At 45.3% G+C, this 25,299-nt stretch carries 26 protein-coding genes; 16 read left to right on the top strand and 10 right to left on the bottom strand.

The window, feature by feature from the left end; all coding sequences use genetic code 11:
* Nucleotides 1-49 precede the first annotated feature (49 nt).
* From QYF49_RS19240 to QYF49_RS19255, 4 genes are all read left to right on the top strand, one after another.
* A complete protein-coding gene (locus QYF49_RS19240; RefSeq protein WP_290401216.1) occupies nucleotides 50-1,549 on the top strand; it encodes a sugar ABC transporter ATP-binding protein in 1,500 nt (499 codons plus the stop codon).
* Nucleotides 1,550-2,554 carry an ABC transporter permease gene (locus QYF49_RS19245; protein WP_290401217.1) on the top strand — a complete coding sequence of 335 codons (1,005 nt, stop codon included), beginning with the start codon at nucleotides 1,550-1,552 and terminating at the stop codon, nucleotides 2,552-2,554.
* Between the two features lie 152 nt (nucleotides 2,555-2,706).
* The gene (locus tag QYF49_RS19250) at nucleotides 2,707-3,189 is read left to right on the top strand and encodes a DinB family protein (RefSeq protein ID WP_290401218.1); all 483 of its coding nucleotides are present in this window, start codon (nucleotides 2,707-2,709) and stop codon (nucleotides 3,187-3,189) included.
* A gap of 84 nt (nucleotides 3,190-3,273) precedes the next feature.
* Nucleotides 3,274-3,801: a DUF4442 domain-containing protein gene (locus QYF49_RS19255; protein ID WP_290401219.1), complete on the top strand. Its 528-nt coding sequence runs from the start codon at nucleotides 3,274-3,276 to the stop codon at nucleotides 3,799-3,801.
* Nucleotides 3,802-3,819: 18 nt separating this feature from the next.
* Here QYF49_RS19255 and QYF49_RS19260 read toward each other — a convergent pair whose 3' ends face one another.
* Complete coding sequence (locus QYF49_RS19260; RefSeq protein ID WP_290401220.1) at nucleotides 3,820-4,839, bottom strand: NAD-dependent epimerase/dehydratase family protein; 1,020 nt, start codon at nucleotides 4,837-4,839, stop codon at nucleotides 3,820-3,822.
* Between the two features lie 239 nt (nucleotides 4,840-5,078).
* On the opposite strand from QYF49_RS19260, the gene QYF49_RS19265 reads away from it, so the two are divergent.
* From QYF49_RS19265 to QYF49_RS19275, 3 genes are read left to right on the top strand one after another with little or no spacing between them, the layout of a single operon-like run.
* Entirely contained in the window at nucleotides 5,079-5,579 is a 501-nt protein-coding gene (locus QYF49_RS19265; RefSeq protein ID WP_425589611.1) for a M15 family metallopeptidase, read from the top strand.
* A gap of 14 nt (nucleotides 5,580-5,593) precedes the next feature.
* Nucleotides 5,594-6,022 carry an SRPBCC domain-containing protein gene (locus QYF49_RS19270; RefSeq protein ID WP_290401221.1) on the top strand — a complete coding sequence of 143 codons (429 nt, stop codon included), beginning with the start codon at nucleotides 5,594-5,596 and terminating at the stop codon, nucleotides 6,020-6,022.
* Nucleotides 6,023-6,052: 30 nt separating this feature from the next.
* Nucleotides 6,053-7,309 (top strand): DUF445 domain-containing protein, encoded by a 1,257-nt coding sequence (locus QYF49_RS19275; protein ID WP_290401222.1) that lies wholly within the window; start codon nucleotides 6,053-6,055, stop codon nucleotides 7,307-7,309.
* 56 nt (nucleotides 7,310-7,365) lie between these two features.
* Here the strand turns inward: QYF49_RS19275 and QYF49_RS19280 are convergent, their stop codons facing one another.
* The 3 genes from QYF49_RS19280 to QYF49_RS19290 all read right to left on the bottom strand — a co-directional run bounded on the left by QYF49_RS19280 (nucleotide 7,366) and on the right by QYF49_RS19290 (nucleotide 9,598).
* Entirely contained in the window at nucleotides 7,366-8,010 is a 645-nt protein-coding gene (locus QYF49_RS19280) for an SDR family oxidoreductase (protein ID WP_290401223.1), read from the bottom strand.
* A 110-nt stretch (nucleotides 8,011-8,120) separates the two neighbouring features.
* Complete coding sequence (locus QYF49_RS19285) at nucleotides 8,121-8,642, bottom strand: hypothetical protein (RefSeq protein ID WP_290401224.1); 522 nt, start codon at nucleotides 8,640-8,642, stop codon at nucleotides 8,121-8,123.
* Nucleotides 8,643-8,677: 35 nt separating this feature from the next.
* Nucleotides 8,678-9,598 (bottom strand): hypothetical protein, encoded by a 921-nt coding sequence (locus QYF49_RS19290; RefSeq protein WP_290401225.1) that lies wholly within the window; start codon nucleotides 9,596-9,598, stop codon nucleotides 8,678-8,680.
* A gap of 140 nt (nucleotides 9,599-9,738) precedes the next feature.
* On the opposite strand from QYF49_RS19290, the gene QYF49_RS19295 reads away from it, so the two are divergent.
* From QYF49_RS19295 to QYF49_RS19310, 4 genes are all read left to right on the top strand, one after another.
* A complete protein-coding gene (locus QYF49_RS19295; RefSeq protein ID WP_290401226.1) occupies nucleotides 9,739-10,401 on the top strand; it encodes an SIMPL domain-containing protein in 663 nt (220 codons plus the stop codon).
* Between the two features lie 92 nt (nucleotides 10,402-10,493).
* Complete coding sequence (locus tag QYF49_RS19300) at nucleotides 10,494-11,423, top strand: ABC transporter ATP-binding protein (RefSeq protein WP_290401227.1); 930 nt, start codon at nucleotides 10,494-10,496, stop codon at nucleotides 11,421-11,423.
* Nucleotides 11,420-12,520 (top strand): ABC transporter permease, encoded by a 1,101-nt coding sequence (locus QYF49_RS19305; RefSeq protein ID WP_290401228.1) that lies wholly within the window; start codon nucleotides 11,420-11,422, stop codon nucleotides 12,518-12,520. The genes QYF49_RS19300 and QYF49_RS19305 overlap by 4 nt, the downstream gene beginning before the upstream one ends.
* A gap of 27 nt (nucleotides 12,521-12,547) precedes the next feature.
* The gene (locus QYF49_RS19310; protein ID WP_290401229.1) at nucleotides 12,548-12,982 is read left to right on the top strand and encodes a DUF6526 family protein; all 435 of its coding nucleotides are present in this window, start codon (nucleotides 12,548-12,550) and stop codon (nucleotides 12,980-12,982) included.
* A 90-nt stretch (nucleotides 12,983-13,072) separates the two neighbouring features.
* On the opposite strand, the gene QYF49_RS19315 is transcribed toward QYF49_RS19310, so the two are convergent.
* The 6 genes from QYF49_RS19315 to QYF49_RS19340 all read right to left on the bottom strand — a co-directional run bounded on the left by QYF49_RS19315 (nucleotide 13,073) and on the right by QYF49_RS19340 (nucleotide 20,245).
* The gene (locus QYF49_RS19315; protein WP_290401376.1) at nucleotides 13,073-14,401 is read right to left on the bottom strand and encodes a CitMHS family transporter; all 1,329 of its coding nucleotides are present in this window, start codon (nucleotides 14,399-14,401) and stop codon (nucleotides 13,073-13,075) included.
* A gap of 120 nt (nucleotides 14,402-14,521) precedes the next feature.
* On the bottom strand, nucleotides 14,522-15,199 hold the full coding sequence (locus QYF49_RS19320) for a response regulator (RefSeq protein ID WP_290401230.1): 678 nt from the start codon (nucleotides 15,197-15,199) through the stop codon (nucleotides 14,522-14,524).
* The gene (locus tag QYF49_RS19325; RefSeq protein WP_290401231.1) at nucleotides 15,156-16,769 is read right to left on the bottom strand and encodes an ATP-binding protein; all 1,614 of its coding nucleotides are present in this window, start codon (nucleotides 16,767-16,769) and stop codon (nucleotides 15,156-15,158) included. The genes QYF49_RS19320 and QYF49_RS19325 overlap by 44 nt, the downstream gene beginning before the upstream one ends.
* Before the next feature lie 279 nt (nucleotides 16,770-17,048).
* Nucleotides 17,049-18,005 (bottom strand): IS3 family transposase, encoded by a 957-nt coding sequence (locus QYF49_RS19330; RefSeq protein WP_354005857.1) that lies wholly within the window; start codon nucleotides 18,003-18,005, stop codon nucleotides 17,049-17,051.
* Nucleotides 17,990-18,313, bottom strand: coding sequence for a transposase (locus QYF49_RS19335; protein ID WP_290398199.1), 324 nt, complete (start codon nucleotides 18,311-18,313; stop codon nucleotides 17,990-17,992). Before QYF49_RS19335 ends, QYF49_RS19330 begins: the two co-directional genes overlap by 16 nt.
* Nucleotides 18,314-18,586: 273 nt before the next feature.
* Complete coding sequence (locus QYF49_RS19340; protein WP_290401232.1) at nucleotides 18,587-20,245, bottom strand: glutamine--tRNA ligase/YqeY domain fusion protein; 1,659 nt, start codon at nucleotides 20,243-20,245, stop codon at nucleotides 18,587-18,589.
* Nucleotides 20,246-20,558: 313 nt separating this feature from the next.
* Between QYF49_RS19340 and QYF49_RS19345 the strand changes: the two genes are divergently transcribed.
* From QYF49_RS19345 to QYF49_RS19365, 5 genes are all read left to right on the top strand, one after another.
* The gene (locus tag QYF49_RS19345) at nucleotides 20,559-21,737 is read left to right on the top strand and encodes an ABC transporter substrate-binding protein (RefSeq protein ID WP_290401233.1); all 1,179 of its coding nucleotides are present in this window, start codon (nucleotides 20,559-20,561) and stop codon (nucleotides 21,735-21,737) included.
* Between the two features lie 82 nt (nucleotides 21,738-21,819).
* A complete protein-coding gene (locus QYF49_RS19350; RefSeq protein ID WP_290401234.1) occupies nucleotides 21,820-22,698 on the top strand; it encodes a branched-chain amino acid ABC transporter permease in 879 nt (292 codons plus the stop codon).
* Nucleotides 22,699-22,709: 11 nt separating this feature from the next.
* Nucleotides 22,710-23,684, top strand: a complete 975-nt coding sequence (locus tag QYF49_RS19355; RefSeq protein WP_290401235.1) for a branched-chain amino acid ABC transporter permease — start codon at nucleotides 22,710-22,712, stop codon at nucleotides 23,682-23,684.
* Entirely contained in the window at nucleotides 23,659-24,438 is a 780-nt protein-coding gene (locus QYF49_RS19360) for an ABC transporter ATP-binding protein (protein ID WP_290401236.1), read from the top strand. The genes QYF49_RS19355 and QYF49_RS19360 overlap by 26 nt, the downstream gene beginning before the upstream one ends.
* Nucleotides 24,438-25,145, top strand: a complete 708-nt coding sequence (locus QYF49_RS19365; protein WP_290401237.1) for an ABC transporter ATP-binding protein — start codon at nucleotides 24,438-24,440, stop codon at nucleotides 25,143-25,145. The genes QYF49_RS19360 and QYF49_RS19365 overlap by 1 nt, the downstream gene beginning before the upstream one ends.
* Nucleotides 25,146-25,299 lie beyond the last annotated feature (154 nt).

Raw genomic sequence — 25,299 nt, forward strand, 5'->3', positions numbered from 1 at the left:
TCTTTCTAAGCTGAAGAGAGTGTTTGCTTTGAGGAAAGGGGAGAAGCGGATGGCTCTGTTGGAGATGAAGGATATAAGTATCGAGTTTCCGGGGGTAAAGGCTTTGAATCATGTGAGCTTTGCCAGTGAGACTGGACGGGTTCATGCGCTGATCGGGGCAAATGGGGCTGGAAAGTCGACCCTCATGAAGGTTCTGTCAGGGGCTTACAGCCATTATACGGGTGAGATTCATTTGGACGGAAGGAAAGCGGTCATCACTTCACCGAGGGATGCTTTGGAAGAGGGAATTCAAATCGTGCATCAAGAGGTAGATACCGCTCTGATCCCCTATTTAACGGTTGGAGAAAACATTTTGCTCCATGATCTGGTCAACGAAATGGGCAGAAAGCAGCTGGTAGGTTGGAAACCGCTGCATAAGAAAGCCACGCGAATTTTAGAAGAGATGAACATCAGCGTTTCATCTAAAATGCTGGTCAGTGAACTGACTCTTGCACAAAAACAGATGGTGCTCATTGCCCGTGCCGTATCAGCACAATGCCGTTTTCTTATTCTGGATGAACCGACTGCACCGTTGAGCCACTCAGAAACGAACGAGCTGTTCCGTATCGTGCGAAACCTGAAGGCACAACATGTAGGAATAATTTTCATTTCTCACCGTCTCCCTGAAATATTTGAGATCTGCGACGATATCACGGTGATGAGGAACGGTGAATTGGTCATAAAAGAAAACATCAGTGAGACGTCGATCCATCGGGTTATCGAGCAAATGCTCGGAAAGTCGCTGGATGAGCAGTTTCCTTTCTTAAACGGCAAAGTGGGTGAAATCGTTCTGGAGGTAAAAGGGCTTTCCGACGCCGAGAAGATCAAGGATTTGAACTTAACTGTCCGCGCCGGTGAAATTATCGGGATTGCGGGACTTGTAGGTGCAGGGAAAACCGAGCTGTGCAAAACGCTGTTCGGCTGTACGAAGATTACCGCTGGCGATGTTTTTCTCAATGGGCGGAAACTGAAGCTGAAAAATCCGCATCAGGCGGTAAGGCAGGGGATGGCTCTTGTTCCTGAAGAACGGAGAAAAGAGGGGATCCTGGTTGAGGAATCAGTAGCTGCCAATTTAACAGCTGCTAATCTTGGCCAATTCACCAAAGTGTTCAGCTTTCTGGACCGCCGGGCGGAAAAGCAAAAGGCTGTTGAAATCATTCAAACCTTGGGTATCAAGACACCGTCAGAAAAAACGAAGGTTCAAAATTTGTCCGGAGGGAATCAGCAAAAGATTGCGATCGGCAAATGGCTTATTGCGGACGCCGATGTGTATATATTCGATGAACCGACGAAGGGCGTGGATGTTGGCGCTAAGAAGGACATTTTTGAACTCATTTCGGCGCTGGCTAAACGGGGGAAAGCCATTGTTTACGCGTCCTCCGAGTTTCCGGAGATCCTGGGCATCACGAACCGCCTCTACGTGCTGTATGACGGACGCGCTGTTAAGGAGCTCGAAACCTCAGCAGCCACGGAAGAAGAGCTTTTATTCTATTCAACAGGAGGAAGGTAGATGGAGGTTTCTAAACCAGTAACAGCACAGTCTTTACCAAAAAAGAAGTTTGAGCTGTTCGACTTTTTTTATAAATACGGAACGATCTTAACCATCCTTGTTCTCATTGGTGTGTTCACTGCGGCTAATCCTTCTTTTGTACAGGGACATAACCTTATGAACATTCTCCGTTCCATCTCTATTGTTACGATTATTGCGATCGGGATTACGATATCCCTTTCCGTCAAAGGGTTTGACCTTTCTGTCGGGTCGGTGGCGTCTCTTTCCAATGCCATTGCGATCTCCATGTTTGTCTGGTTCTCACAGAACACGGCAACAGCGATCTTTTCAGCCCTGGCAGCCGCTTTGATGGTCGGCATCATTAACTCCGTGATGATTGTTAAAGTGAAAATTCCGGATATGCTGCTGACGCTTGCGACAATGTTCATCATTCAGGGTATTGCACTCACATACACGAAAGGGGCGACCATTTCGCAAAACATGGTCATGCCTGACGGAACATTTGCGACAGGAAAGATCAGTGCAGCCTTCGAGAAAATCGGCCAAGTTCCCTGGATCATCGTCATTATGGCAGCAGCAGTCGTTCTCGTCCATGTCCTTCTCAATTACACGAAGCACGGAAGGTATATGTATGTCATAGGCGGGAATGAAGAAGCGGCAAGGCTTTCGGGCATTCCGGTCGATAAATATAAGGTGGCGGCCTATCTTCTCTCTGCCTTCTTTGCTTCCATCGGAGGTATCGTTCTCGCCTCCAGGGTGATGACTGCGGAAATTAATGCCGGAACGCCCTATTTAATGGATGCTGTAGCGGCGGCCTTCATCGGTTTTTCAGTATTTGGATCAGGCAAGCCGAATGCTTTTGGGACACTGGTCGGGGCCATCCTGATCGGCATTCTGCAAAATGGCCTTGTTATGATGTCCGTGCCTTACTATTCCATGGACATTGTAAAGGGAGCGGTCCTCGCTTTTGCGCTTGCGTTAACGTATTATAAACAAAAAAAATAAACAGCAGAGTTTGGCTTAAGGTATGCAAAATCCATCCTGGTGATGTCCAGCAGAAAGCTGCTGGATTTTTTGTATTCCTTAATAAAGGATAAAGTAGTCTTACAGCGAATTAGTTTATATTGAAAATTAGAGGCGGGGAGAGTTGATGAAAAGTGATAGAAGAATACTATAATAATTGGCTCAAACATCGAACGGTGCTGCATGAGCTGCTCGACCAGGTCGGACCGGAGCATGTGTTCTTTAAACCTTGGAGCGAAGGATTTTCATTGGGCGAACTTGCGGTTCACATTGTAAGCTCTACGGATATGTTCCTTGCAACGGTCAAGAACGGACAATTTGCATCGCCCGGCACACCGCGCGATTTTCAGACGATGGATGAGGTGCGAGAGATCGTTCAGGAATTCACTCACAAATCAAAACGAGATTTTTCTGTTTTGAAAGAAGCGGATCTAAACAATGAGATCGATATTTTTGGATACATGGCACCAGGGAAGTATTGGATCGAGAGTTTGATCGATCATGAGATCCATCATAAAGGGCAGTTGTTTGTGTATGCTCGTATGACAGGTGCAGAGAAGGTTCCTTTTTTCAAGCAGCTGCCTTCAAGAGCTGTAAATGATGCTGCAGCCGATTGACAGGGGCTGCAAGTTATACATAAAATACGAATACGTACTCGTACGAAATATACAGATACCCACTCAGAAAGAGGTGTGCACAGGATGAAAGAATCATGGAAAACGAGAGTCGTCCGCTATGGCTTTAACTTGTTCCCTGCCTTTAGAGGTACAGGAGCAAGAGTCCTTCATATTGCTGAAGATTATTCGGAGATCCGAATCAAGCTGCCGCTCAACTGGCGGACCCGCAACTATGTCGGCACAATCTTTGGCGGCAGCATGTATGGGGCTGTGGATCCCGTTTATATGTTCATGTTTCTAAAAATGCTCGGCAATGATTATATTGTCTGGGATAAAGCTGCTTCCATCAGGTTTAAAAAACCGGGCAAGAACACATTATATGCATCGTTTAAAATAACGGGTGAAGAGCTCGATGAAGTGAAGCGCACTCTTGAGGAAAAACGGAGTATTGACCGGGTGTATAACGTCGAGCTTGTTGATGAGAACGGTACGGTTCACGCGGCAGTCGAAAAAACCATTTACATGCGCAAAAAAGACCGGGAAGGATCCCCATCATCCGGGAACGTTGTCTCACTGGCAAAATCAGAATCAAAATTTCAAAAAAGTGAATGAAAAACAAACTCAGCCTTTTTACGGCTGAGTTTTTGCATCATGAAGCTTCATGACCTGATCTTCAGCTTCGTAGTTTAATCCGTGTGTTTCGGGAGGATTTTTTAGTTCCCAATCTATCGTACGTTTCAATCCCTCTTCAAATGAAACCCTTTCTTTAAAGCCTAATTCATTACGTATTTTATCAGAAATAAATACTGCATTCTGAGTGGCGTCAATTCCCCAGGAATAGCTTTCTGGAAGCAGGCTGTCAGGCACTACAACAATTTTCCCTTTCCAATGGAGTGAGGAAGCCAGCTTGTTAACCCACTCTTTCATGGTGAATGTGTCGTTCTCCCCAAGGTTGTAGATCTTTCCTTTTGCCTGATCATTTACTATAGCCTGCACGATACCCAACGCCATATTTTCTACATAGCCCCGTGTCCATCTCCAGTCAGCAAGGCTTTCCGGAAGGAGGATGTACGGCCGTTGATCACTCATCGGTTTGATATAGGAATACCATCGATGTGCTTTATCGTTCGGGCCATATACGGCAGGCAGTCTAATGATTGTTCCTTGAATCGTTGGATGGTTCATGATCGTACGCTCCACCAAAATTTTATCATAGTTGCGCCTTTCCTCGGTTTTGGCAAACGCTCTCTGCGGATACAGGTTGCGGCGCAGCGCACCATCCTCGTCAATCGGTACTGGTTCAATCACGCCGCTTTCCGTTCCGTTTACCAGGCCAAAGGCACGGTAAACATCTTGTGAGCTGGCTACGATGACACGGTTAACTATGCCATCCAGCGTTTGGACCAGTAATCTAGCCTGCTGTTCAGTCATACAGATCATATCCAGTACCGCATCCGGCTTTAGCTGTTGAATAGCCGTCCGATAAGAAGGCAGGTCGTTTCTGTCGCCAAGAATCTCATGCCGTCCAGAAGGAGGGTCGCCCTTGGTTTGCCCTCTGTGAAAAACTGTGACCTCGTGTCCAGAATGAAGCAGCTGTTCAATTACCTTTGGCCCCATAAAACTGGTGCCCCCAATCACAAATACATGCATATTCATTTCTCCCTTCTATTCCGTTTATGAAGAATGTATAGCCAAGGATGAAATACGTAAAAAAAAAATTGTACGTAAAATTATTTTATTACGAATATTCAGAAATAGTCAATCTTTATGTGACAGAGTAAGCTTGTGGTAGGATGGAAAGAGAGTATTGTGTACCAGACAAGGGAGGAGAAAATCAACGAGTGAGTGTTGCAAAATTATCTGCCGGGGTCGGTGGCTGGCTGATTTTTATGGCCATTCTTGGGCTTATATTCTACCTGTACATGGATCGGGAAAGAGCCAAAAGAGAGGTTCCGATGCCCTCCGAACTTCATCCGGTCGTAGAAGAAAATAAACAGAAATTGATTCAAAGAGCGAAGGAGAAGGGAATTCCGATTGTCATTACGGATGGTTTTCGTTCCATAGAAGAACAAAATAAATTGTATGAAAAAGGCCGAACGACAGAAGGAGATATCGTCACTACCGTTAAGGGTGGAGATTCTTACCATAATTACGGTCTGGCGATCGATTTTGCGCTGTTGAACAGTGAGGGGAATGCCGTGTGGGATACAATGCGGGACAGCAACGGCAATCACAGATCCGATTGGATGGAGGTGGTTTCCATCGCCAAAATGTTAGGCTTTACATGGGGCGGTGATTGGGAGTTCAAGGACTATCCGCACCTGCAAATGGATTTCGGTCTAAGTATGAGAGATTTGAAAAACGGTGAACGGCCGCCGGAACGACGATAGAGAAAGGGAACAGCATGAAAGAATTAATTACAGAATGCTTGCTGCCATACCCAATTGAAGCAGTATGGAGCGTGATTGCTGATACAAAAACACATTCCTTATGGAACCCGCAGATCGTTTCTGTAAACGGGGAATGCAGAATAGGAAGCTGCCTGTCGGTTCGTGTAAAATCACCGATCGGCCACGGGATCCCTTTTCGTTTTAAAGCGAAAGTACTGGATTTTGAACCGAACAGAAAACTGGCGTGGACGGGCGGAATATCCGGTTTCTTGACCGGTTATCATTACTGGGAGCTGACAGACCTCGGTGATATGACCAAAGTGGTCCAAGGAGAGCGGTTTAATGGTTTATTTACCGCTTTTTTGTCAACAAAGAGAATGGAAGCGATGCGACCGGCCTATGAATCAGCCAATAGTGGGTTAGAAAGCTTTTTGAAACGCTAGAACTAAAATGATTAACAGAGGGAAGTTACGATGGAAAAAAAGGAAAAAAAATCGAAATACTTTGCGGAAATTTCATTAGGAGTGATGGGGGCAGGGTTTCTCGGAAGCATTCCCTTTCAGGATTCTTTTGTTGGAGAATTGCTGCAGGGGGGATTTGAGGCAGGACTCGTAGGGGGACTGGCCGATTGGTTTGCTGTAACGGCTCTCTTTCGCCATCCTTTGGGCATACCGATCCCTCACACGGCATTACTTCCAAAGAACCGTGACAGGATGATGAAAGCTATTGTATCCATGCTTGAAAATGATTGGCTGACAAAAGAAAGTATTCAGGGGAAAATCCAGCAAATCCAAATTACAGATAAACTCATTCAAATGGCAGAGAAAGAATTGGATTCGGATACCTTTCATAAGGCGGTTGGAAATTTTCTTAACCAGGCGATACGCCATATTCAACCGGAAAAACTGGCTCCGTATATTGAAAAGGAGCTAAAGGCTTATCTTCGTTCTCTTGATGCAGCAGGCTTTCTTCAGTCCTTGATTAATAACGCCCTCGACAGAAACCTGCAGGATCGAGCATTCGATTATATTCTGGCTGAGACTGAAAAGTGGATGGCAAAAGAAGACACTAAACGAAAAATCGGCAAAATGGCGAAACAGCTGCTGGATAATACGGAGGCCGATGGTTTTATAAAGATGGCCCTTCAATCGTTCAGCAATTTTATCAATGAAGAGAAGCTGGGGAATATCCTTCAACCCTTTTTTCTTAAAAGGATCATTTTATTGCAAGAAGCAGATAATCCTTACCGGCATTTAATCCTTAATCGAATTCGCACTGAGTTGGAAAATGTACAAGATCGGGAAAATCTGGCGGTTGAACTCAATGAATGGAAAGATAATATGGTCGATTCGTGGAGTCCTGCAGATCAAATTACCAATATTTTGGGGCAGGTTCAGAAGAAGTTGCTGCTGCTGAGCCAGGATGAAGAATTTGTCGATGAGTATGTGATTTCATTCATTAGAGATCTCATCGAGCGAACAAAAAATGACCCTGAAAAAATGAGCAGCATTGAACGGTGGCTGCAGCTTCAAATTTCCACTCTGATTGAAAGCAACCATTCCCGAATAGGCAATCTTGTGAAAGAAAACCTTGATAAACTGGATAATGAAACACTGATCGATATGATGGAAAATAACGTGGGCAAAGAACTACAGTGGATAAGGGTCAACGGAGCCATTTGCGGGTTCTTGATAGGACTTGTCTTAACCACATTTAAGGCTCTTATCTAAGATAAATAAGGCTGGCTTAAAAGATCACAACCTGTGTCTTTTAGGCCAGCCTGTTTTTATAGGTTTTTCAATGCTTCTCGAATCGATTGTTCGCCGGAAATCAGATCAAACGAGCGTTTAAATGTGTTTTCTTCCGTAAGTGCAGCCAAAACGGTTTGAGCGACATCCTCACGCGGGATGGAGGCCCGGCGAAGGTTCTCACTGGCTTCCACTTTGCCTGTGCCCGGCTCGTTTAATAGTCCGCCCGGCCTTACAATTGTATAGTTCAAGCTGCTGCTTTCGAGAATTTTATCCGCATAGTGCTTGGCCACATAATACGGCCGTATCTTTTCGTTCCAGTTTTCACGGTTGTGCGCCTGTAAGGCACTGACCATCACAAAACGGCCGACCCCCGCCTGTTCAGCAGCTTCCACCATTTTAGCCGCACCGTCCAAGTCAACGAGGAGCGTTTTGTCAGAGCCTGTGCTGCCTCCGGATCCGGCAGAGAAAATAATGGCTTCGCTTCCTTTAACGGCTTCTGCAAGCTCAGATACACTGCCCTCCAAGTCAGCGACTACAGTTTCTGCTCCCAGCTTCTCCAGTTCGCCCGCCTGTTCAGGGTTTCGAATCATCGCCCGGACACTATGCTCTGAACTCCTGCCTAAGAGCTCAACCAATTTACGCCCAATTTGCCCATTTGCTCCTACTAAAAAGACTTTCATAACGACACTCTCCTTTTTCTATAGGATTGACAACTCACCTCAAAGTATTTCAAACAAGGATGCACCGTTCAAATTTCCTGCTCAAAAAAGGATATATGTAGGGTTCACAATCAACTGCTAAAAATCTTCCTATACTTCCTTAACAACAGCAAAAACATAATCTCCGCCAAAAGGGAGAGCAGCAAGAACAAAACCGTGTAGGCTGTGACCAAAGTCCCAATGAAATTCATGGTGAAAGGCAGAGTGATGTTTAAAATAAGCATGACAGCCATATAGGCAATCAACCGGTGTCTGGCTGATGCGCAGAGCTGTTGGTCACCCTTTCTCCTAGCGATATCCAAGAGAATATTAAAAACATAGAATACAAGAATCAGCTTTAGAATGGCGATGACTTGCGTATAGATTGGCCAGAAACTTAAATCAAACACTTTTTCTGCAGTGCTGCCCATTGAATTTTGCTGGATAAAGACGGCAGGGATTGATAGAAAGACCAGACCCAAGGCCAGATATTTAGCTTTTGCTACCGCCGGGCTGTCTTTTTTCAACATCACGATGCCAGAAAAGACAAGGTAGTAGCCGGCAGGGTCAGGCAAAATATCAAGCGCTACAATATGAATCTCTATCAAGATCAATAGAAACCCCCAGAACATTTTGTGAAAACTCTCTCTCATTTCTCCCTGACTCCGTTTTTGGAAATGATGCGGTCAATATCATTCTGGCTGAGAACCGGCTTGAGGGTTACCCAAACATTAGAAACAGCAGGCTTTCCTTGACTTGTTCCATGAAGTTTAATCGAAAATTCACCAAACGCTGCTGTGTTTGGTTTTGATTTGGCCACAATCTCAAACCAATCCTTCTTTTTCAGGCGTATGCTGAACTTCTTATGTGGTGCGATCAACTGGAAACCATCATCATTCTTTTCGTTATGTTTCAGCCAGGAGGAAGGGCCATCACCGCTCAAATTATTTTTTATTTGCACCAATGCTTTCTGATTTGTGTTTGCTTTCACAGAAACTAGTCTTTCCGTTTCTTTATCAAAGGGCAGACTGATACTTGTCAACGTAATGGGCTTCAATGCCTGATAAATCGCGATGTCACTTAAATTGTCTGAGCTTGCAATCTGTTGCTCCAGAATTTTACCTTCTTTATACGTTTTATTGATCGTTACTTCTCCGATGTCTGCTGTAAAGGTCTGGCCGTTATTCATGGCAACCTTTATTTTATTAAAAGAAAAAGCTTCTTTGTTGTTCATCTGTGAAAGCAGATCCTCTAGTGAAACAGTAAACACTTTTAAATCCTGATGAGTGTATACCTGTTCAACGGGAGGAGTATTTTCGCCCGACATAAAATCATCCCGGGAGTAGGGAAACAATACAGCGTCCTTAATACGAACACTTTGCACGTCCTCCTTGTCATTACGGTTCGCCAAGTAATAGAACTTTAAATATTGTTTTCCATCATCAGACGCTTCGTAGAAGTGTTCTAAAAAGATCGGATGCTCGATCTGCTTTGACTGATAATAAAAGGAGTTCCCAATCCAGCTTGCTGAAGAGATAATGATTCCTGCCCAAAGCCACCTTTCTTTCACATTCATCCCCCCTAAAATCACTCGTTCATTTTACCATATTAATGGGACTTATGGTTTATATTTCTAAATTCCCGACTCTGTTATGAACATGCTCTGTACCGCATACACTGTGATGTGACGAACAGTGGGGAGGGGCTTAGATGTATTACAACAGGCCGGAATATACAACCGACCATATGAGCAGCTTGATCAGAGTTACCGGTGAAGGTTCCGTATTCGCCGTACCTGATCAAGCCAAGCTTTCTTTAGGTGTAATTACAGAAAATAAAGATGTGAACACCGCGCAAAGGCAAAACAATGAAATTATGAGGAACGTCATTCAAGGTCTGTTAACGATGGGGATTCAAAACAAAGATATCCAGACCTCGCTCTATCGCATTGAGCCGCAATATGTTTATGAGAACGGTCAGCAGAACCTTAAAGGCTATCAGGTAAACCATCAGCTTCAAATCACGGTTGAAGACGTAGGAGGAACGGGAGCTGTCATCGATAGGGCTGTCAGCCAGGGAGCGAATTCCGTTTCCTCCATCCAGTTTACGGTTTCTTCTCCTGATGCTTTTTATAACAGAGCCCTTTCGCTCGCCGTTAACAGTGCCCAGCAGAAGGCAATGGCTATATCTCGTGACCTTGGTGTCACGCTCAATCGCTTTCCTGTAAAAGTAACAGAGCTGTCAAAGGGCTTCCAGCCTGGGCCAGTCCCTTATCAGGGAGCGGTGCTTTCGCAGGGAAGTCCCGTGCCGGTCCAGACTGGCGAGAATGAGATTACGGCACGCATCGAGGCGGAATTTTTTTATACTCCATAAAAAAACATAAATTTCAAAAGAAATGAGTTAGAATCTTATTGAAGGGATCTAGCTCTTTTTTAAATGCAGCTTTTATAGGATGGAGGATGGAAATGAGTTCACAGGAGCCCATTATCAGAGTAGAGCATCTCGTGAAACGCTATGGTGAGTTTACCGCTGTAAAGGGAGTTGACTTTGAAGTACATAAAGGTGAGGTGTTCGGGCTGCTCGGTCCGAATGGCGCCGGAAAAACGACCACGCTTGAAATGCTTGTCGGATTGAGAAAACCGGACAAAGGAACGGCCTGGATCGGTGAATTTGATATTAAGAAGCACCTGGAACGTGTAAAGGAAGTCATTGGAGTACAGCTTCAGTCTACGACGCTGTTTGAACTGCTCACCGTTGAAGAGATTTTGAAGATGTATGCCAGCTTCTATCCCAAGCATATATCCATCCCCGATCTCATCGAAGACATGATTTTATCCGATAAGCGTAAAAGCAGGATCAAGAGCTTATCGGGCGGCCAGAAGCAGAGGCTGGCGATCGCGCTGGCACTTGTACATGATCCATGGATTATTTTCCTGGATGAACCGACAACTGGATTGGATCCGCAGGCTCGGCGTACATTGTGGGATATTATCCTGAATTTAAAAGAAAGAGGAAAGACGGTCATGCTGACAACCCACTATATGGATGAAGCTCATGTGCTCTGTGACCGGATCGCCATTATGGATCAGGGGCTGCTGATCGCGCTGGATACTCCGGGAAATCTGGTGAAGAACCTTCAGTCCGACAGCGCCGTCGAGTTCCGTTTGCCAGAAGGTGCCCCTGTACTTGATCTGAAAGAAATTGAAGGGGTTAAGCAGACAGGCAGCCATAAGGATACTCAAGTTCTCTATACCGATAATTTACAGCAGACACTGACCAGTCTGATTCAGACGGCTTCTGAAAAAGATTTGAAACTGACCGATCTGCAGACACGTACAGCAACATTGGAAGATGTGTTCATTCATATGACAGGAAGGAGCTTGAGAGAAGGATGAAAGCATATTGGCAGCTGACGTTAGCTCAATTGCGTATTTTCATGCGCAACCGCCAAGTCTTGTTTTGGACACTCGCGTTTCCGATCTTCCTCATGATCATGCTCGGCTCTTTTCTTGGGAATGGGAACGGTGTATCGGTTACGATTGGCCTTGTGGATCAGGATCACTCTCCTCAATCCAAACAATTGGCGGCGATGTTGAAGAAGAACGAAGCGATATCGCTCGAGAAATCATCGAGTGAACAAGAGGCGCTCTCTAAACTGAAAAAAGGGGACGTCCAACTCGTTCTGCAGGTTCCGAAGGGCTATGATGAGGAGATGAAGACTGCGGCTAAAGGTGAAAAGCCGTTTACGCTTCCTGTATTTTATAATGAAACAAACATGGCTGTTTCGCAGGTTGGACAGCAGCTTGTATATAATGCGGTCGATGCCGTCAGCAAACAGCAGGCAGATTATAAGCCATCGGTGGTCATCGATCCAAAAGGGGTAGAGGCACTGAATCTCCGTTATATCGATTTTCTTGTTCCGGGAATCGTAGCGATGATGATCATGAGCAATAACATGAACGGGGTAGCGGGCCAGATTGCGTCATGGCGCGAACGCGGTATTTTGCGGCGAATGCAGGGGACAACATTAAAAGCTCATACCTTTATCGCGGCACAGATTACTGCCAGGCTGATGCTGAACGGCTTGCAGGCGCTCATCGTTCTTGGTGTGGCTCGTCTTGTCTTTGATGTGGAAATCAAAGGATCGTGGCTGACGCTCGTCAGTTTTGTCATCTTGGGCACTCTTGCGTTTATGGCAATCGGATTTATTATTGCCGGGATTGCCAAAACACCTGAAAGCGCAGGCCCGATTGCCGGCTTCTTATCTTTTCCGATGCTGTTTTTGGGCGGCGTATTCTTCCCGATTAAAAATATGCCGGAATTTCTTCAGCCGATCGTGCATATCCTTCCGATAGCGCACTTAACGACAGCGATGAGAGAAACGATGAACGTGGGCGCTTCGTTTATGAACCTGGGATCTGAAGCCTTGATCCTCAGCTGCTGGCTCGTTGGCGCTTTTATCGCAGCGAGTCTGACGTTTAAGTGGGAATAGGAAATTTGAGTATAGGGGGTAAGCAGCATGGAAAATCAAAACTTTAAAAACCATACACGGGTGGATCCGCTGTTTCATTACGTATTAACGCTCTTCGTGCTGGGGACTCTCGTAACGTCACTGGTTTACTTTTTCCGTGAATGGAGTGATGGAGGCAGCGTACTCCTCGCCTGTGTGCTGTTTTTGGCGGCAGGGTCAATTCTCATTCTCTATGTTCTTGTGAGAATGTATGCGCTGAAAGCCCAAGACCGGGCCATACGAGCCGAAGAGAATCTGAGGCATTTTGTCCTGACCGGAAAACTCATGGATTCCAGGCTGTCCACAGGACAGATTGTTGCTTTGCGGTTTGCCGGTAATAAGGAGATGCCTGCGTTAAGCCAGCGAGCTGCGGAAGAAGGCATGAATTCAAAAGAAATTAAGCAATCGATCAATGATTGGCGCGGGGACTATTACCGAATATAAGAGGGAGGCAGCCGTTTTGGCTGCCTTTTTCATGGATCACCACACAAAAAAAGATAGGAGAGGCATAAGGCCTGTTCCTATCTTTTGTACTTAAAACGGGATAACGGATAAACCGAGAGCTACGAGTATCATTACACCCGTTGCACCACAAGCCCATTTCAGAAATCCTCTCTGAAGGTCCCCGAAGTCTTCGCCTACCATTCCGACTAATAGATAAGTAGATGGTACCAAAGGGCTTAATAGATGGACCGGCAATCCTAAAAGGGAAGCACGTCCGATCATGGCTGGATCAATGCCGTATCCGGCAGCGGCTTTAGCGAGCAGTGGAAGCACCCCGTAATAAAAGGCATCATTGGACATGAAAAAGGTAAAAGGTGCAGAGATAATGGCTGTAATAAGCGCAAAATGGGAGCCTAGTCCATCAGGTATGTGAGTAATCATGGAGTTGGCCATCGCATCCACCATTTTTGTACCGGAAAGAATACCTGTGAAAATACCTGCAGCAAATACCATCGTGACGACAGATAAAGCATTATCAGCATAGTTCGCAATTCGTTCTTTTTGGTCACGGAGTTTAGGATAGTTCATTGTAATCGCGATAGCAAAGCCTATCATAAATAATACGGTTGTCGGCAAAAGCTCTTTGATCAAGGCGACAAGAAGCAGGATGGTTAACAGATAGTTCACCACGATCAGTTTTGGACGCTTTAAGCTGACCGCGTCAGCATCAATAGCAGCTGCCTGCATGGCCATCGTGCTGTAATCAATTTCCGCTATACCGATGCGTCTGCGCTCTTTTTTTCCCAGAACATAGGACATGAACAGGACAAATATGACACCTCCGATCATGGATGGGATGACGGGAGTAAAGATATCAGACATTTCCAGTTTTAAGGCGGTCATGGCTCTGGCTGTAGGTCCGCCCCAAGGCAGGAGGTTCATGACCCCTGAAGCGGAAACAGCGATTCCTGCCAGGATGAGCGGCCTCATCCCGATTCTTTTGTACAAAGGGAGCATGGCTGAGATGGTAATCATGTATGTTGTTGTACCGTCGCCGTCTAAAGAAATCAATAGAGCGAGCACTGCAGTACCGATGGCGATCTTTACAGGATCTCCTTTTGCAACTTTTAAAATGCTTGAGATAATGGGATCAAATACACCGGCATCAATCATAATGCCGAAGAAAAGAATGGCAAACAGAATCATGATTCCTGTAGGCGCTACACTTTTTATGCCCTCAAGCGCCATCGGTCCGATTCCTTTGCCGAATCCGCCGATCAAGGCGAATGCTACAGGGACGACCATCAAGGCGATCATGGCGGTCAGGCGTTTGGTCATAATTAAAATCATGAATGTGAGTATCATCAAAAAACCTAATAATGCGAGCATCGTCTTCACCTCTTTTATTTGTAAACTCAGTGTAAACAAAATATTCTGAAATGAAAACGTTTACAAAATAAAGTTATTAAAGTACTTTAAATGGATTTCGTACATAAAGTTCATGGAATAAAAAAAGGGGACAGCGCGCTCGCCATCCACTTACAGGGGGTAATATTTTTTTTCGGGCCGGCCGACAATGCCATAGACGACTTCGGCTTTGGATTGGTTTATGGAGGACAGAAACTCAAGATAGCGGCGGGCCGTAATTCTTGAGGCTCCGATTTCGCTTCCGACTTCCTCTGCGGAAAGCCCGTCCCTTTTTTCCTGCAGGACGGCCTTCACTTTGCCCAGCGTGATCTCATCAATTCCTTTTGGAAAGCCGGTTCCCTTTTTGTTCAGCTCATTTTTTTTCTTATCAAAAATCAGGTCAATCAGGTTTTGATCCACTTGTTCATTGGACGAAAGAAGTGCATGCTTTTTGATAAAGGACTGGATGATCTCTTCGAATCGTTCCTGGCTCACAGGTTTGATTAAATAATTTTCCACACCATACCCCAGGGCTTTCTCAAGGAAATCCTTGTCCGTTGCAGCTGTGATCATGATAATACTCAGTTTTGCAAATTGATCACGGATGAGAGGGAGGAGCTCAGAGCCCAGCATATCAGGCAGATAGACATCAAGAAGAAGCAGGTCGGGTTCCGATGATTTCAGCAATTGCAATGTCTGCTGTCCGGTCAATGCCTTTCCGACTACCTCAATCTCATCGAACTTCCGCAAAAACTTTTCGTGTATATCAGCGATCCTGAAATCGTCTTCCGCTATCACTGCTTTGATCATTTAAATCAGCTCCCTTATCCTTCTTAGGAAGATACACCGTAAATACAGTACCCTTGCCTGGATTACTTTGTACTTCAATTATTCCGTTCATATCCCGTACGGCCTCATCTGCGTTCGATAGTCCATACCCTCTTGGCTCATCTCCCTGTTTCGACGAGTAGCCCCGATCGAAGAGAAGGAGGATTTCATGCTCGTTCAGTCCTTTGCCATTATCCTCCACCTCAAAAATGATATCACTCCCGATATCTGTCGCAAAAAGAGTTACTTTCGGATCCTTCACATGATAAACCGCTTCGAAAGCGTTATCAATAATATTTCCCAGAATGACAATCAAGCTGGACAGCTGGAAGTGCATCGGCAGTTCTTCGAGGAAACTATCAGAAGCGATCTCGAACTGTATTTTTTTCTCGGAAGCTTTTCCCAGCTTGCCTAATAGAATCGCCTGTACTTTCGTATCTTTTATTTGGTTAAAGACAACGGAATTCTGAACATGGAGAATCTGCGTTTCGCTTTTGACCATCTCAATGGCCTGTTGATATTCCCCAAGCTGCAAGAGACCGTAAAGCACGTACAGTTTATTGGTAAACTCATGGGTCTGCGAGCGAAGATCTTCGGAATACCGTTTTACTTCAGAGAGGGTGTTGATCATCTGCTCGACCTCTGTTTTATCCCGAAAGGAAGCAACCACTCCGCTGATCTTGTTTTGATGAAAGAGGGGTGTACAGTTTACGATGACCGTTTTATCTTTCCAAAACATTTCTTTATCCGTCAGTGGATTTCCGTGCTTTAACACTTCATAAAGATAGTCTGAAGGAAAGAGGCCGTCCACTTTCATATGTCTGACTGATCCTTCAATATGGAGCAGTTTTTTTGCGGATTGATTCATATTCGTAATCCGTCCTTCTTTATCAATGGCCAGGATTCCCTCTTTGACGGAATGATACACTGCGTTCTTTTCTTTATAGAGAGCCGCAATCTCAAACGGTTCAAGCCCCATCGTATCTCTCCGTATATTTCTTGAGAGCAGGAAACTCCCAATCACCGATACCAGCAGGGCAAAAAGAGAAACAAAAAGAACCTTTAAAAAGTTGTTCATGATTTGCTGATTGATATCTTCGAAAAGGAAACCCACTGAAACAAGTCCGATGATCCTTCCTTGTTTGTCATAGATGGGGGATTTTCCCCGAAGAGATAAACCGAGAGACCCTTTTGCTTTTGAAACATAATATTCTCCTTTAAGTGCTCTCTCATTATCGCCGCCGGTCATTTTCTTGCCGATTTCTGACGAGATCGGGTGTGAATAGCGTATACCGGATGTATTTCCGACCACAATAAATTCTGCCCCGGTGTGTTTCCTGATTTTTTCAACGAGAGGCTGTATCGTTTGGGAGGGATCACTCGTTTCAAAGGCATGAATAACAGTAGGCATGAAGGAAATGGACTTTGATAACTCAAGGGCCATTTTTCCTTTGTTATCTTCAATTTGTTTGCTTTCTTTATAGCTGAAATAACCTGTCAGCAATACAATAAGCAACAAACCCAATAGCAGAACCAGCCCGAGTATTTTCATCTGCAGCGAAACTCTTATAGACTTCAGGCGGCATTCCTCCTCATTTCTTTGATTCTACTATACGCCAAACCGTCTGCTCTCTTCAAATCGATCATTGCTTACAGGTTTGGTGAATTTACTCACGGGTTTCGTTCATTTACTCGCGGTTCGACATGTTTTACTCACGGTTTCGGTTTGGCCCCCGTATTTTTAGACACAAGTTTCTTATTCTTCGTTTATCTTAGTTTTTTACTTTTTTGTTCTGCATCTTCAGTCGTTGAAAGAAGATGGAGTTCTTTTTTATAAATTGACGACCATATCTTCTTTACAGCCATGTTCCTTGAACCACTCATGATATTGAACAGGTGACATATAGTTGAGACTTCCGTGGTATCGACGTTTGTTATAGAAATCGATGTATTCATCTATTCGATAATATGCCTCATCAAAACAATCAAAGTTATATTCTTGATAACATTCTCGTTCAATCACGCTGTGGAAGGATTCAATAAAGGCATTAAGATCCGGAGACTTCGGTGGGATTCTTTCATGTAGAACGTAATGATGATGGCAGAATTCTCCGAAGGACCGGCTTAAAAACTGAGGGCCGTTATCTGTCCGTATAATTAAATTCATTGAATCATCCTCATCTGAGAAATGAATCTGACGCCTTAAAAACGCCTCATGAAGCATTTTAGTAACATCTCTTGCCTGACAGGTCGACCCTCGATAATATCCTACGATACAGCGATCAAACACATCGATGGCACTGGCCAGGAAGAAAAAACGGCCACTCTTCTGGATAGATCCGTATTTGATGTCCAGCTGCCATAATTGGTTAGGCCCCGTAATGATATGCTGTTTGGCAAGTCTTCTGGGATATAAGGGGCCGCTCTTTCGCTTCTGCATTAGAATATCCAGGCCAGCACACAGCCGGTAAACCTTTTTCGGATTAATATCCAGCTGCTTCTCCGTGCGGAGATAGTGGGTAAGTTTCCGATACCCATACGCACTTTTTTCTCCTTCAATGGCTTCCATGAGAAACTCTTCAATCTCGAGATCTGAGACTTTGTCTCCAGCTATCGTTAAGGAATACCCGGGGGTCGGGCGGCCCCTTTTTATAGGGGAAAGCTCCTCCTGATCCGTCTTTTCATGGTAATAAAACAAGGAACGATGCACCTCCAAAGATTCTGTTGTTTTCTTTACAGAGAATCCTTCTTCTATCCATAACCTGGCTTCTGCTATTTTTTCCTCGATGGAGAATTCCCTTTTTTTAAGAGGTTTTTTAACATCGCCACTTCCAGTTCTTTCTCTCCAAGTAACTTCATGGCCTGTTCATACTTCTCCAGCAGCTCATCCTTTGAAGGGTCATCGGATAAAACAGTGGTGCCTTCCTCCTCCATCTGTTCTCGGACCTCATCTTCGTACTCCTTCATCCACTGAGATAATGTATTCCGGGATATTCCTGCTTTCCGGGCAATAGAGGTCATTCTTCCGGATTCCAACGCCATTCGAACATGTTTCTTTTTCACATCTTCTATAATTTCGATTTTCTTCTTCGGCATTCGATTGTCCCCTTAATCTTTGACTAGTTTTAGTGTATTTCTTTTTATATTTCGTGTCCAAATGATTAAGGGGGCTAAAAAGGTTTTTCCTCAATTACTCGCGGTTCGACACGTTTTACTCACCAATCACATCATTTCATAGGTGTGGCTTCCTCGATATCGCCGCCAGACTAATCCGGTTTGCGAATAACAGCCAGATCATCAGGGGTCAACCAGCGGCCATCCGAAACACCAAAAAACCGGTCCTCCAGGGGACCGGTTTTTATACTTCGTTTAAAGCTTAAATGAACTTTTTAAGGATACGATACGGTTGAAAACGATCTTATCTTCCGTCGTATGCTTCGGATCGACGTTAAAGTAGCCGTGTCGGAAGAACTGGAACTTGTCCTGCGGCTTCGCGTCTTTCATGGTTGGTTCGATGAATCCCTCCTGGATGGTCAAGGAATCTTCGTTGACAAAATCGATAAACGTTTTGTCTTCACTCTCATCAGCTGCCTTCAAGTCCTCATCACGGATCAACGGCTCATATAAACGAAACTCGGCTGGAATGGCTTGTGAGGCTTCCACCCAGTGCAAGGTTCCTTTTACTTTACGGCCGGTAAAACCGCTGCCGCTTTTCGTTTCCACATCATACGTACAATGGAGTTCAATTACATTTCCGTTCTCGTCTTTGATGACATCCTCGCATTTTATGAAGTAAGCATGTTTTAAACGGACTTCATTGCCAGGGAAGAGGCGGAAGTATTTTTTTGGAGGGTTCTCCATGAAGTCATCCTGCTCCACATAGATCTCGCGGGAGAAAGGAATCTGGCGTGTCCCCATTTCAGGATTTTCAGGATTGATTTCCGCATCCAGCATCTCAACTTGGCCTTCAGGGTAGTTCGTGATGACAACTTTAAGCGGGTTCAGGATACCCATCGTACGCGGAGCCTTCAATTTTAAATCTTCACGTACAAAGTGCTCGAGCATCGCTTCGTCTACGGCGCCTGAACCTTTGGAAACACCTGTTGCCTGTACGAATTCACGAATCGATTCTGGAGTATATCCTTTTCGGCGAAGGCCGGAAATCGTCGGCATGCGCGGATCATCCCAGCCATCCACATACCCTTCGTCCACGAGCTGTTTCAGTTTGCGCTTACTCATGACCGTGTTTTCGATGTTCAAGCGGCCGAACTCGATCTGCTGAGGCTTGCTTTCCATCTCGCACTCTTCAACCACCCAGTTATAGAGGGGGCGCTGTTCTTCAAACTCGGTCGTACAAAGAGAGTGGGTAACGCCTTCAATGGCATCCTCAAGAGGGTGAGCGAACGCATACATCGGATATATGCACCAGGTATCACCTGTATTGTGATGTGTCGCGTGGGATACACGGTAGATGACCGGGTCACGCATGTTAATGTTTCCTGATGCCATATCAATTTTGGCACGGAGCACTTTTTTACCGTTTTCGAACTCACCCTTGCGCATGCGGTCAAAAAGGTCAAGGTTTTCTTCCACCGTGCGGCTGCGGTATGGACTGTCTTTTCCAGGCTCAGTCAATGTGCCCCGGTATTCGCGGATTTCATCTGGTGACAGGTCATCAACGTACGCTTTTCCTTTTTTAATCAGAAGGACGGCACGGTCGTACATTTCCTCAAAATAATCGGAGGCAAAGCGAAGGTTTTCCCATTCATAGCCCAGCCATGCCACATCATTCTTAATGGAGTCGACATACTCCCGGTCTTCCTTCAGTGGATTGGTGTCATCGAAACGAAGGTTGGTCTGTCCGTTAAACTCATCGGCGATCCCAAAATTTATGACAATGGATTTGGCGTGTCCGATGTGCAGATAACCGTTCGGTTCTGGGGGGAAACGTGTGATAACGGTATCCCTTTTGCCTGATTCCAAATCCTCTTTTATGATGCTTCTAATAAAATTCGAGTTTTCTTCCATCCCGTATCAGCCTTTCTGTTAGCATTCTATCTCACCATTATAACATTCACAGCAAGGAAACAAAATTGCCTATAGCTACCTTAGCTATTATAAACAAAAAATCTCTCAAAACGCGCATACCTGCCCAGTCTTTTTTCATAATTCGACTTTTTTATAAAAAATTTATAAAAGCAGGCAGGAATTTCAAACTGGGAAAAATACGCTAGACGAGCCGGAGAATCTCAGGTAAAATATTTTCAGAATATTGATTTTATTTACAATATTTAAATATTGTAGATGTTTCATTTTCACAAAAAAATAGGGGGATGAGAAAATGAAGAAGAGAAAACTGGCGGGGATCTTTCTATCCTTATCACTTTCAGCAGGAGTAATGGCGGGCTGCGGTGCAGCTTCGACATCGTCCGGCGGCTCAAGTGGCAAGGAAACGATTAAAGTAGGAGCCAACCTTGAGCTTTCAGGAGGGGTAGCATCCTATGGCCAATCCATCGCGGAAGGGCTTCAGCTGGCACTGGACGAAATCAATAAAAAAGGAATTGAAGGCAAGAAGATCAAGCTTGTAAAAGTCGACAATAAATCAGAAGCGGCAGAGGCGACAAACGGAGCAGTAAAGCTAGTCAGCCAGGATAAAGTAGCGGCTGTCGTCGGTGCTGCGACTTCCACCAACACACTGGCTCAGGTTCAGATTGCTCAAAGCAACAAGGTTCCGCTTGTCACTCCGACAGGAACAAACCCTGAGATCACAAATAAAGACGGCAAAGTAAATGATTACGTGTTCCGGACATGCTTTATTGATCCGTTCCAGGGAACTGTAGCTGCAAACTTTGCGTCAGATAAATTGAAAACAAGTAAAGCGGCTGTGTTCATCGACAGTGCCAGTGATTACTCAAAAGGGCTGGCTTCGGCGTTTAAAACGGCTTATGAGAAAAACGGCGGCAGCATCGTAGCTGAAGAAGCGTATGTTGCGAAGGATACGGACTTCCGTGCCACACTTACCCGTTTAAAAGCAGCGAAACCGGACTTCATTTTCCTTCCTGGCTACTATGAAGAAGTCGGTCTGATCATCAAGCAGGCGCGGGAGATCGGCATCACTGCGCCATTCATGGGTGGAGACGGCTGGGATTCTCCGAAACTTGTAGAAATTGCCGGACCAAAAGCGCTGAACAATACTTACATTACAAACCACTATTCTTCTGGAGATCCGGATAAGAAGATTCAAGACTTTGTCAGTGCATTTAAGAAGAAATACAAAGGAAAATCTCCGGACGCATTCAGTGCCCTTGGTTATGATACAGCGTATTATCTGGCTGATGCCATCAAGCGTTCAGGTGATGCCAGCCCTGAAAAAATTGCAAAAGCACTTGCGAAAACAAAAGATCTTTCCCTTGTTTCCGGCCAATTGACATTGGATAAGAACCATGACCCGATCAAATCAGCATCAATTCTTGAGTACAAAGACGGCAAACAAGAGTTTAATACAAAAATTAATCCATAAGAGCAATTTAACGAATAGGGGGCTCCGTCCCCCTTTTCTGTGTTTTTAGGGACTGGATATTTTTTATGAAGGAGAGTTGGAGATGGAACTTATACAACAGCTGGTCAACGGTATATCACTCGGCAGTATTTATGCCCTAATTGCTCTTGGCTACACGATGGTATATGGAATTGTAAAACTGATCAACTTCGCACATGGCGACGTTTTCATGGTGGGCGCCTTTGTCGGTTTCTACTCCATTACCGTTTTGCATATCCCATTTGTCTTGTCATTGATCCTTGCCATGGCCGTCTGTGCACTATTCGGGGTGCTGATCGAACGCATCGCGTATAAACCGCTCAGAAACGCTACCCGGATCGCGGCGTTGATCACAGCAATTGGTGTTTCACTGCTCATTGAGTACGGCTTTATTTATGTGAGGGGCGCACAGCCGGAAGCCTATCCGGGAGATGTGCTTCCAGAGCATGTCATCCACCTTTTTGGTGCAAAAATCAACAGTCAGTCGTTGCTCATCCTCGGTGTTTCTGTTGTCCTCATGATCATCCTGCAGTTCATCGTACATAAAACAAAAATCGGTAAAGCGATGCGTGCTGTTTCCTTTGATGCCGAAGCTGCACAGCTGATGGGAATCAACGTTGACCGCACGATATCTTCTACCTTTGCGATCGGGTCGGCCCTTGCTGGGGCAGCCGGTGTTATCTTTGGAGTTTACTATATAAAAATCGAGCCTTTGATGGGGGTTATCCCTGGACTGAAAGCGTTCGTTGCTGCCGTTCTTGGGGGGATTGGTATTCTTCCTGGTGCAATGGTTGGCGGGTTGCTGCTCGGCGTCATTGAATCACTTGTCAGTGCGTTCGGTTACTCTTTATGGCGTGACGGGGCTGCATTTGTTGTTCTTATCTTGATCCTTATCTTCCTTCCTTCGGGATTGTTCGGAAAATATAGAAGAGAAAAGGTATAGGGGGAACAAAAATGGCGATTTTTAAACAAGCTAAGCACTTTTGGACATATATCGTTCTTTCTCTCGTTATCTTTGGCGTTATTCAGTTCATGATTACAGGCCAAATGCTGAACCTCTTTTATGTCAACACCCTTATCTTTATCGCAATTAACATCATTTTGGCGGTTTCGCTTCACTTGATCATCGGAATCACCGGACAGTTTTCTATCGGACATGCCGGGTTTCTTGCAGTAGGAGCCTATGCCTCAGGAATTATTACTATGAAACTGGAGCTTCCGTTTGCAGCTGCACTCCTGATTGGAGGACTGGTAGCAGCATTGGCCGGTTTTATTATTGGGTTTCCGAGCCTTCGGCTGAGAGGAGATTATCTGGCCATCGCGACACTCGGATTTGGTGAGATTGTCCGTATTGTATTTTTAAATCTGGATTATGTCGGCGGAGCGAGCGGCATGCAAGTCAACCATTTGACGACGTGGCCATGGGTCTTCGGCTGTATTCTTATTGCCATACTTGTGATCGTAAACTTTACAAATTCTACACACGGCCGGGCTTGTATTTCCATCCGGGAAGATGAAACCGCGGCTGATGCGATGGGAATCAATACAACCTATTATAAAGTTGCTGCTTTTGTGATCGGCGCCTTTTTTGCCGGCATAGCTGGTGGTCTGTATGCCCACAACTTCTATATTATCCAGCCATCCAACTTTGGGTTTCTGAAATCATTCGATATTTTAATTTTCGTTGTGCTAGGCGGTCTGGGCTCCTTATCGGGTTCTGTTATTGCAGCAGTCCTTCTTACCGTTGTTTCCACGTTCCTGCAGGACTATCCTGAAACACGGATGATCATCTACAGCATTGTCCTCATTGTTGTTATGCTGTACCGTCCACAAGGCTTGATGGGGACGAAAGAGATCACATCGATCTTCAGTAAAGGAAAAAGGTCGAAGGGAGGAGCAAAGGATGGAAACAAACAAACCGTTGCTTAAAGTAGACAACATTGGAATCCGTTTTGGCGGGCTAAGAGCGGTTTCTGACGTCAACATTGAATTGTTCCCGGGAGAGATGGCCGGGCTGATCGGACCGAACGGCGCGGGAAAAACCACCTTTTTTAATATGCTGACCGGGGTTTATGTGCCTACAGAAGGTCAGATCCTGCTGAACGGAAAAAAACTGAATAACCTTCCTCCGTACAAGATTACGAGAAACGGAATCAGCCGGACGTTTCAGAACATACGGCTGTTTGGGGAATTATCTGTTATTGATAACGTAAAAGTGGCTTACCATTCTCAGGCCAAGCATACGCTGTTCAGCTCGATCCTCAGGCTTCCAGGACATTTTTCCGGAGAAAAAGAGATGGAAGAGAAGGCGACAGAATTCTTAAAGATCTTTAACTTAGATCGATTTAAGGATGAAAAAGCGAAGAACCTGCCATATGGCCAGCAGCGCCGCCTGGAGATCGCCCGTGCGCTTGCCGCAAACCCGAAGCTGCTGCTGCTCGATGAGCCGGCGGCCGGGATGAATCCTCATGAAACAAAAGAACTCATGAATTTGATCGCCTTCATCCGGGAGCAATTCAATCTGACCGTTCTTCTCATTGAACATGATATGCCGCTTGTCATGGGGGTTTGTGAGCGGATCTATGTTCTTGACCACGGCCAGCTCATCGCTGAAGGAACACCATCAGAAATTAAAAATAACCCGAAAGTCATCGAGGCGTATCTGGGCGAGGAGGTTTCATAATGCTGAAGGTAGAGGATATAAATGTTTACTATGGCAACATTCAGGCGCTTGAAGGGATATCGCTGGAAATCCATCAAGGCGAGATCGTTACCTTGATCGGTGCGAACGGGGCCGGTAAAAGCACGCTGCTTAAAACCGTTTCAGGTCTGTTAAGGCCAAAGCAGGGAAAAATCCTCTATAAGGGGAAAGTTATTAATGGAAAAGCCGCTCAGACGATCGTAAAACAAGGAATCTCACATGTGCCTGAGGGACGCCGTGTATTTGCAAATATGACGGTAGAGGAAAATCTGCAGCTTGGCGCGTTTTTAAGAAAGGACAAAGACGGGATCAAGCAGGATATGGAAAAGGTATATGATCTTTTTCCAAGATTGCTTGAACGGCTGAAGCAGCAGGCCGGAACTCTTTCAGGAGGGGAACAGCAGATGCTGGCCATGGGACGGGCGCTGATGGCGCGCCCGCGGCTGCTCCTGCTGGACGAGCCTTCCATGGGGCTGGCCCCGCTATTGGTCAAAACCATCTTCCGGATCATTGAAGAGATCAACCAGGCTGGAACAACCATTTTACTCGTAGAACAAAATGCCAATCTGGCACTTTCCATCGCGAACCGTGCGTATGTTGTGGAAACGGGCCGTATTGTGCTTTCTGGTGACGCGGCGGAGCTTACATCAAGTGAACAGGTAAAAATGGCTTACTTGGGCGGACACTAATAGAATACAAGGAATGAAAAACCGGTCCTGTTGAAGGACCGGTTTATGTATGTTCCAGGGTTAAGCAGGCAATGGATATAGAAATGAAGATTTATCGTATAAGCTGATCATTGTGTGAATTTCGCATTTAACGCTATAATTCACAAAAAAGATA

The organism is Fictibacillus terranigra (assembly GCF_030412265.1).
Classification (GTDB): domain Bacteria; phylum Bacillota; class Bacilli; order Bacillales; family Fictibacillaceae; genus Fictibacillus_C; species Fictibacillus_C terrinigri.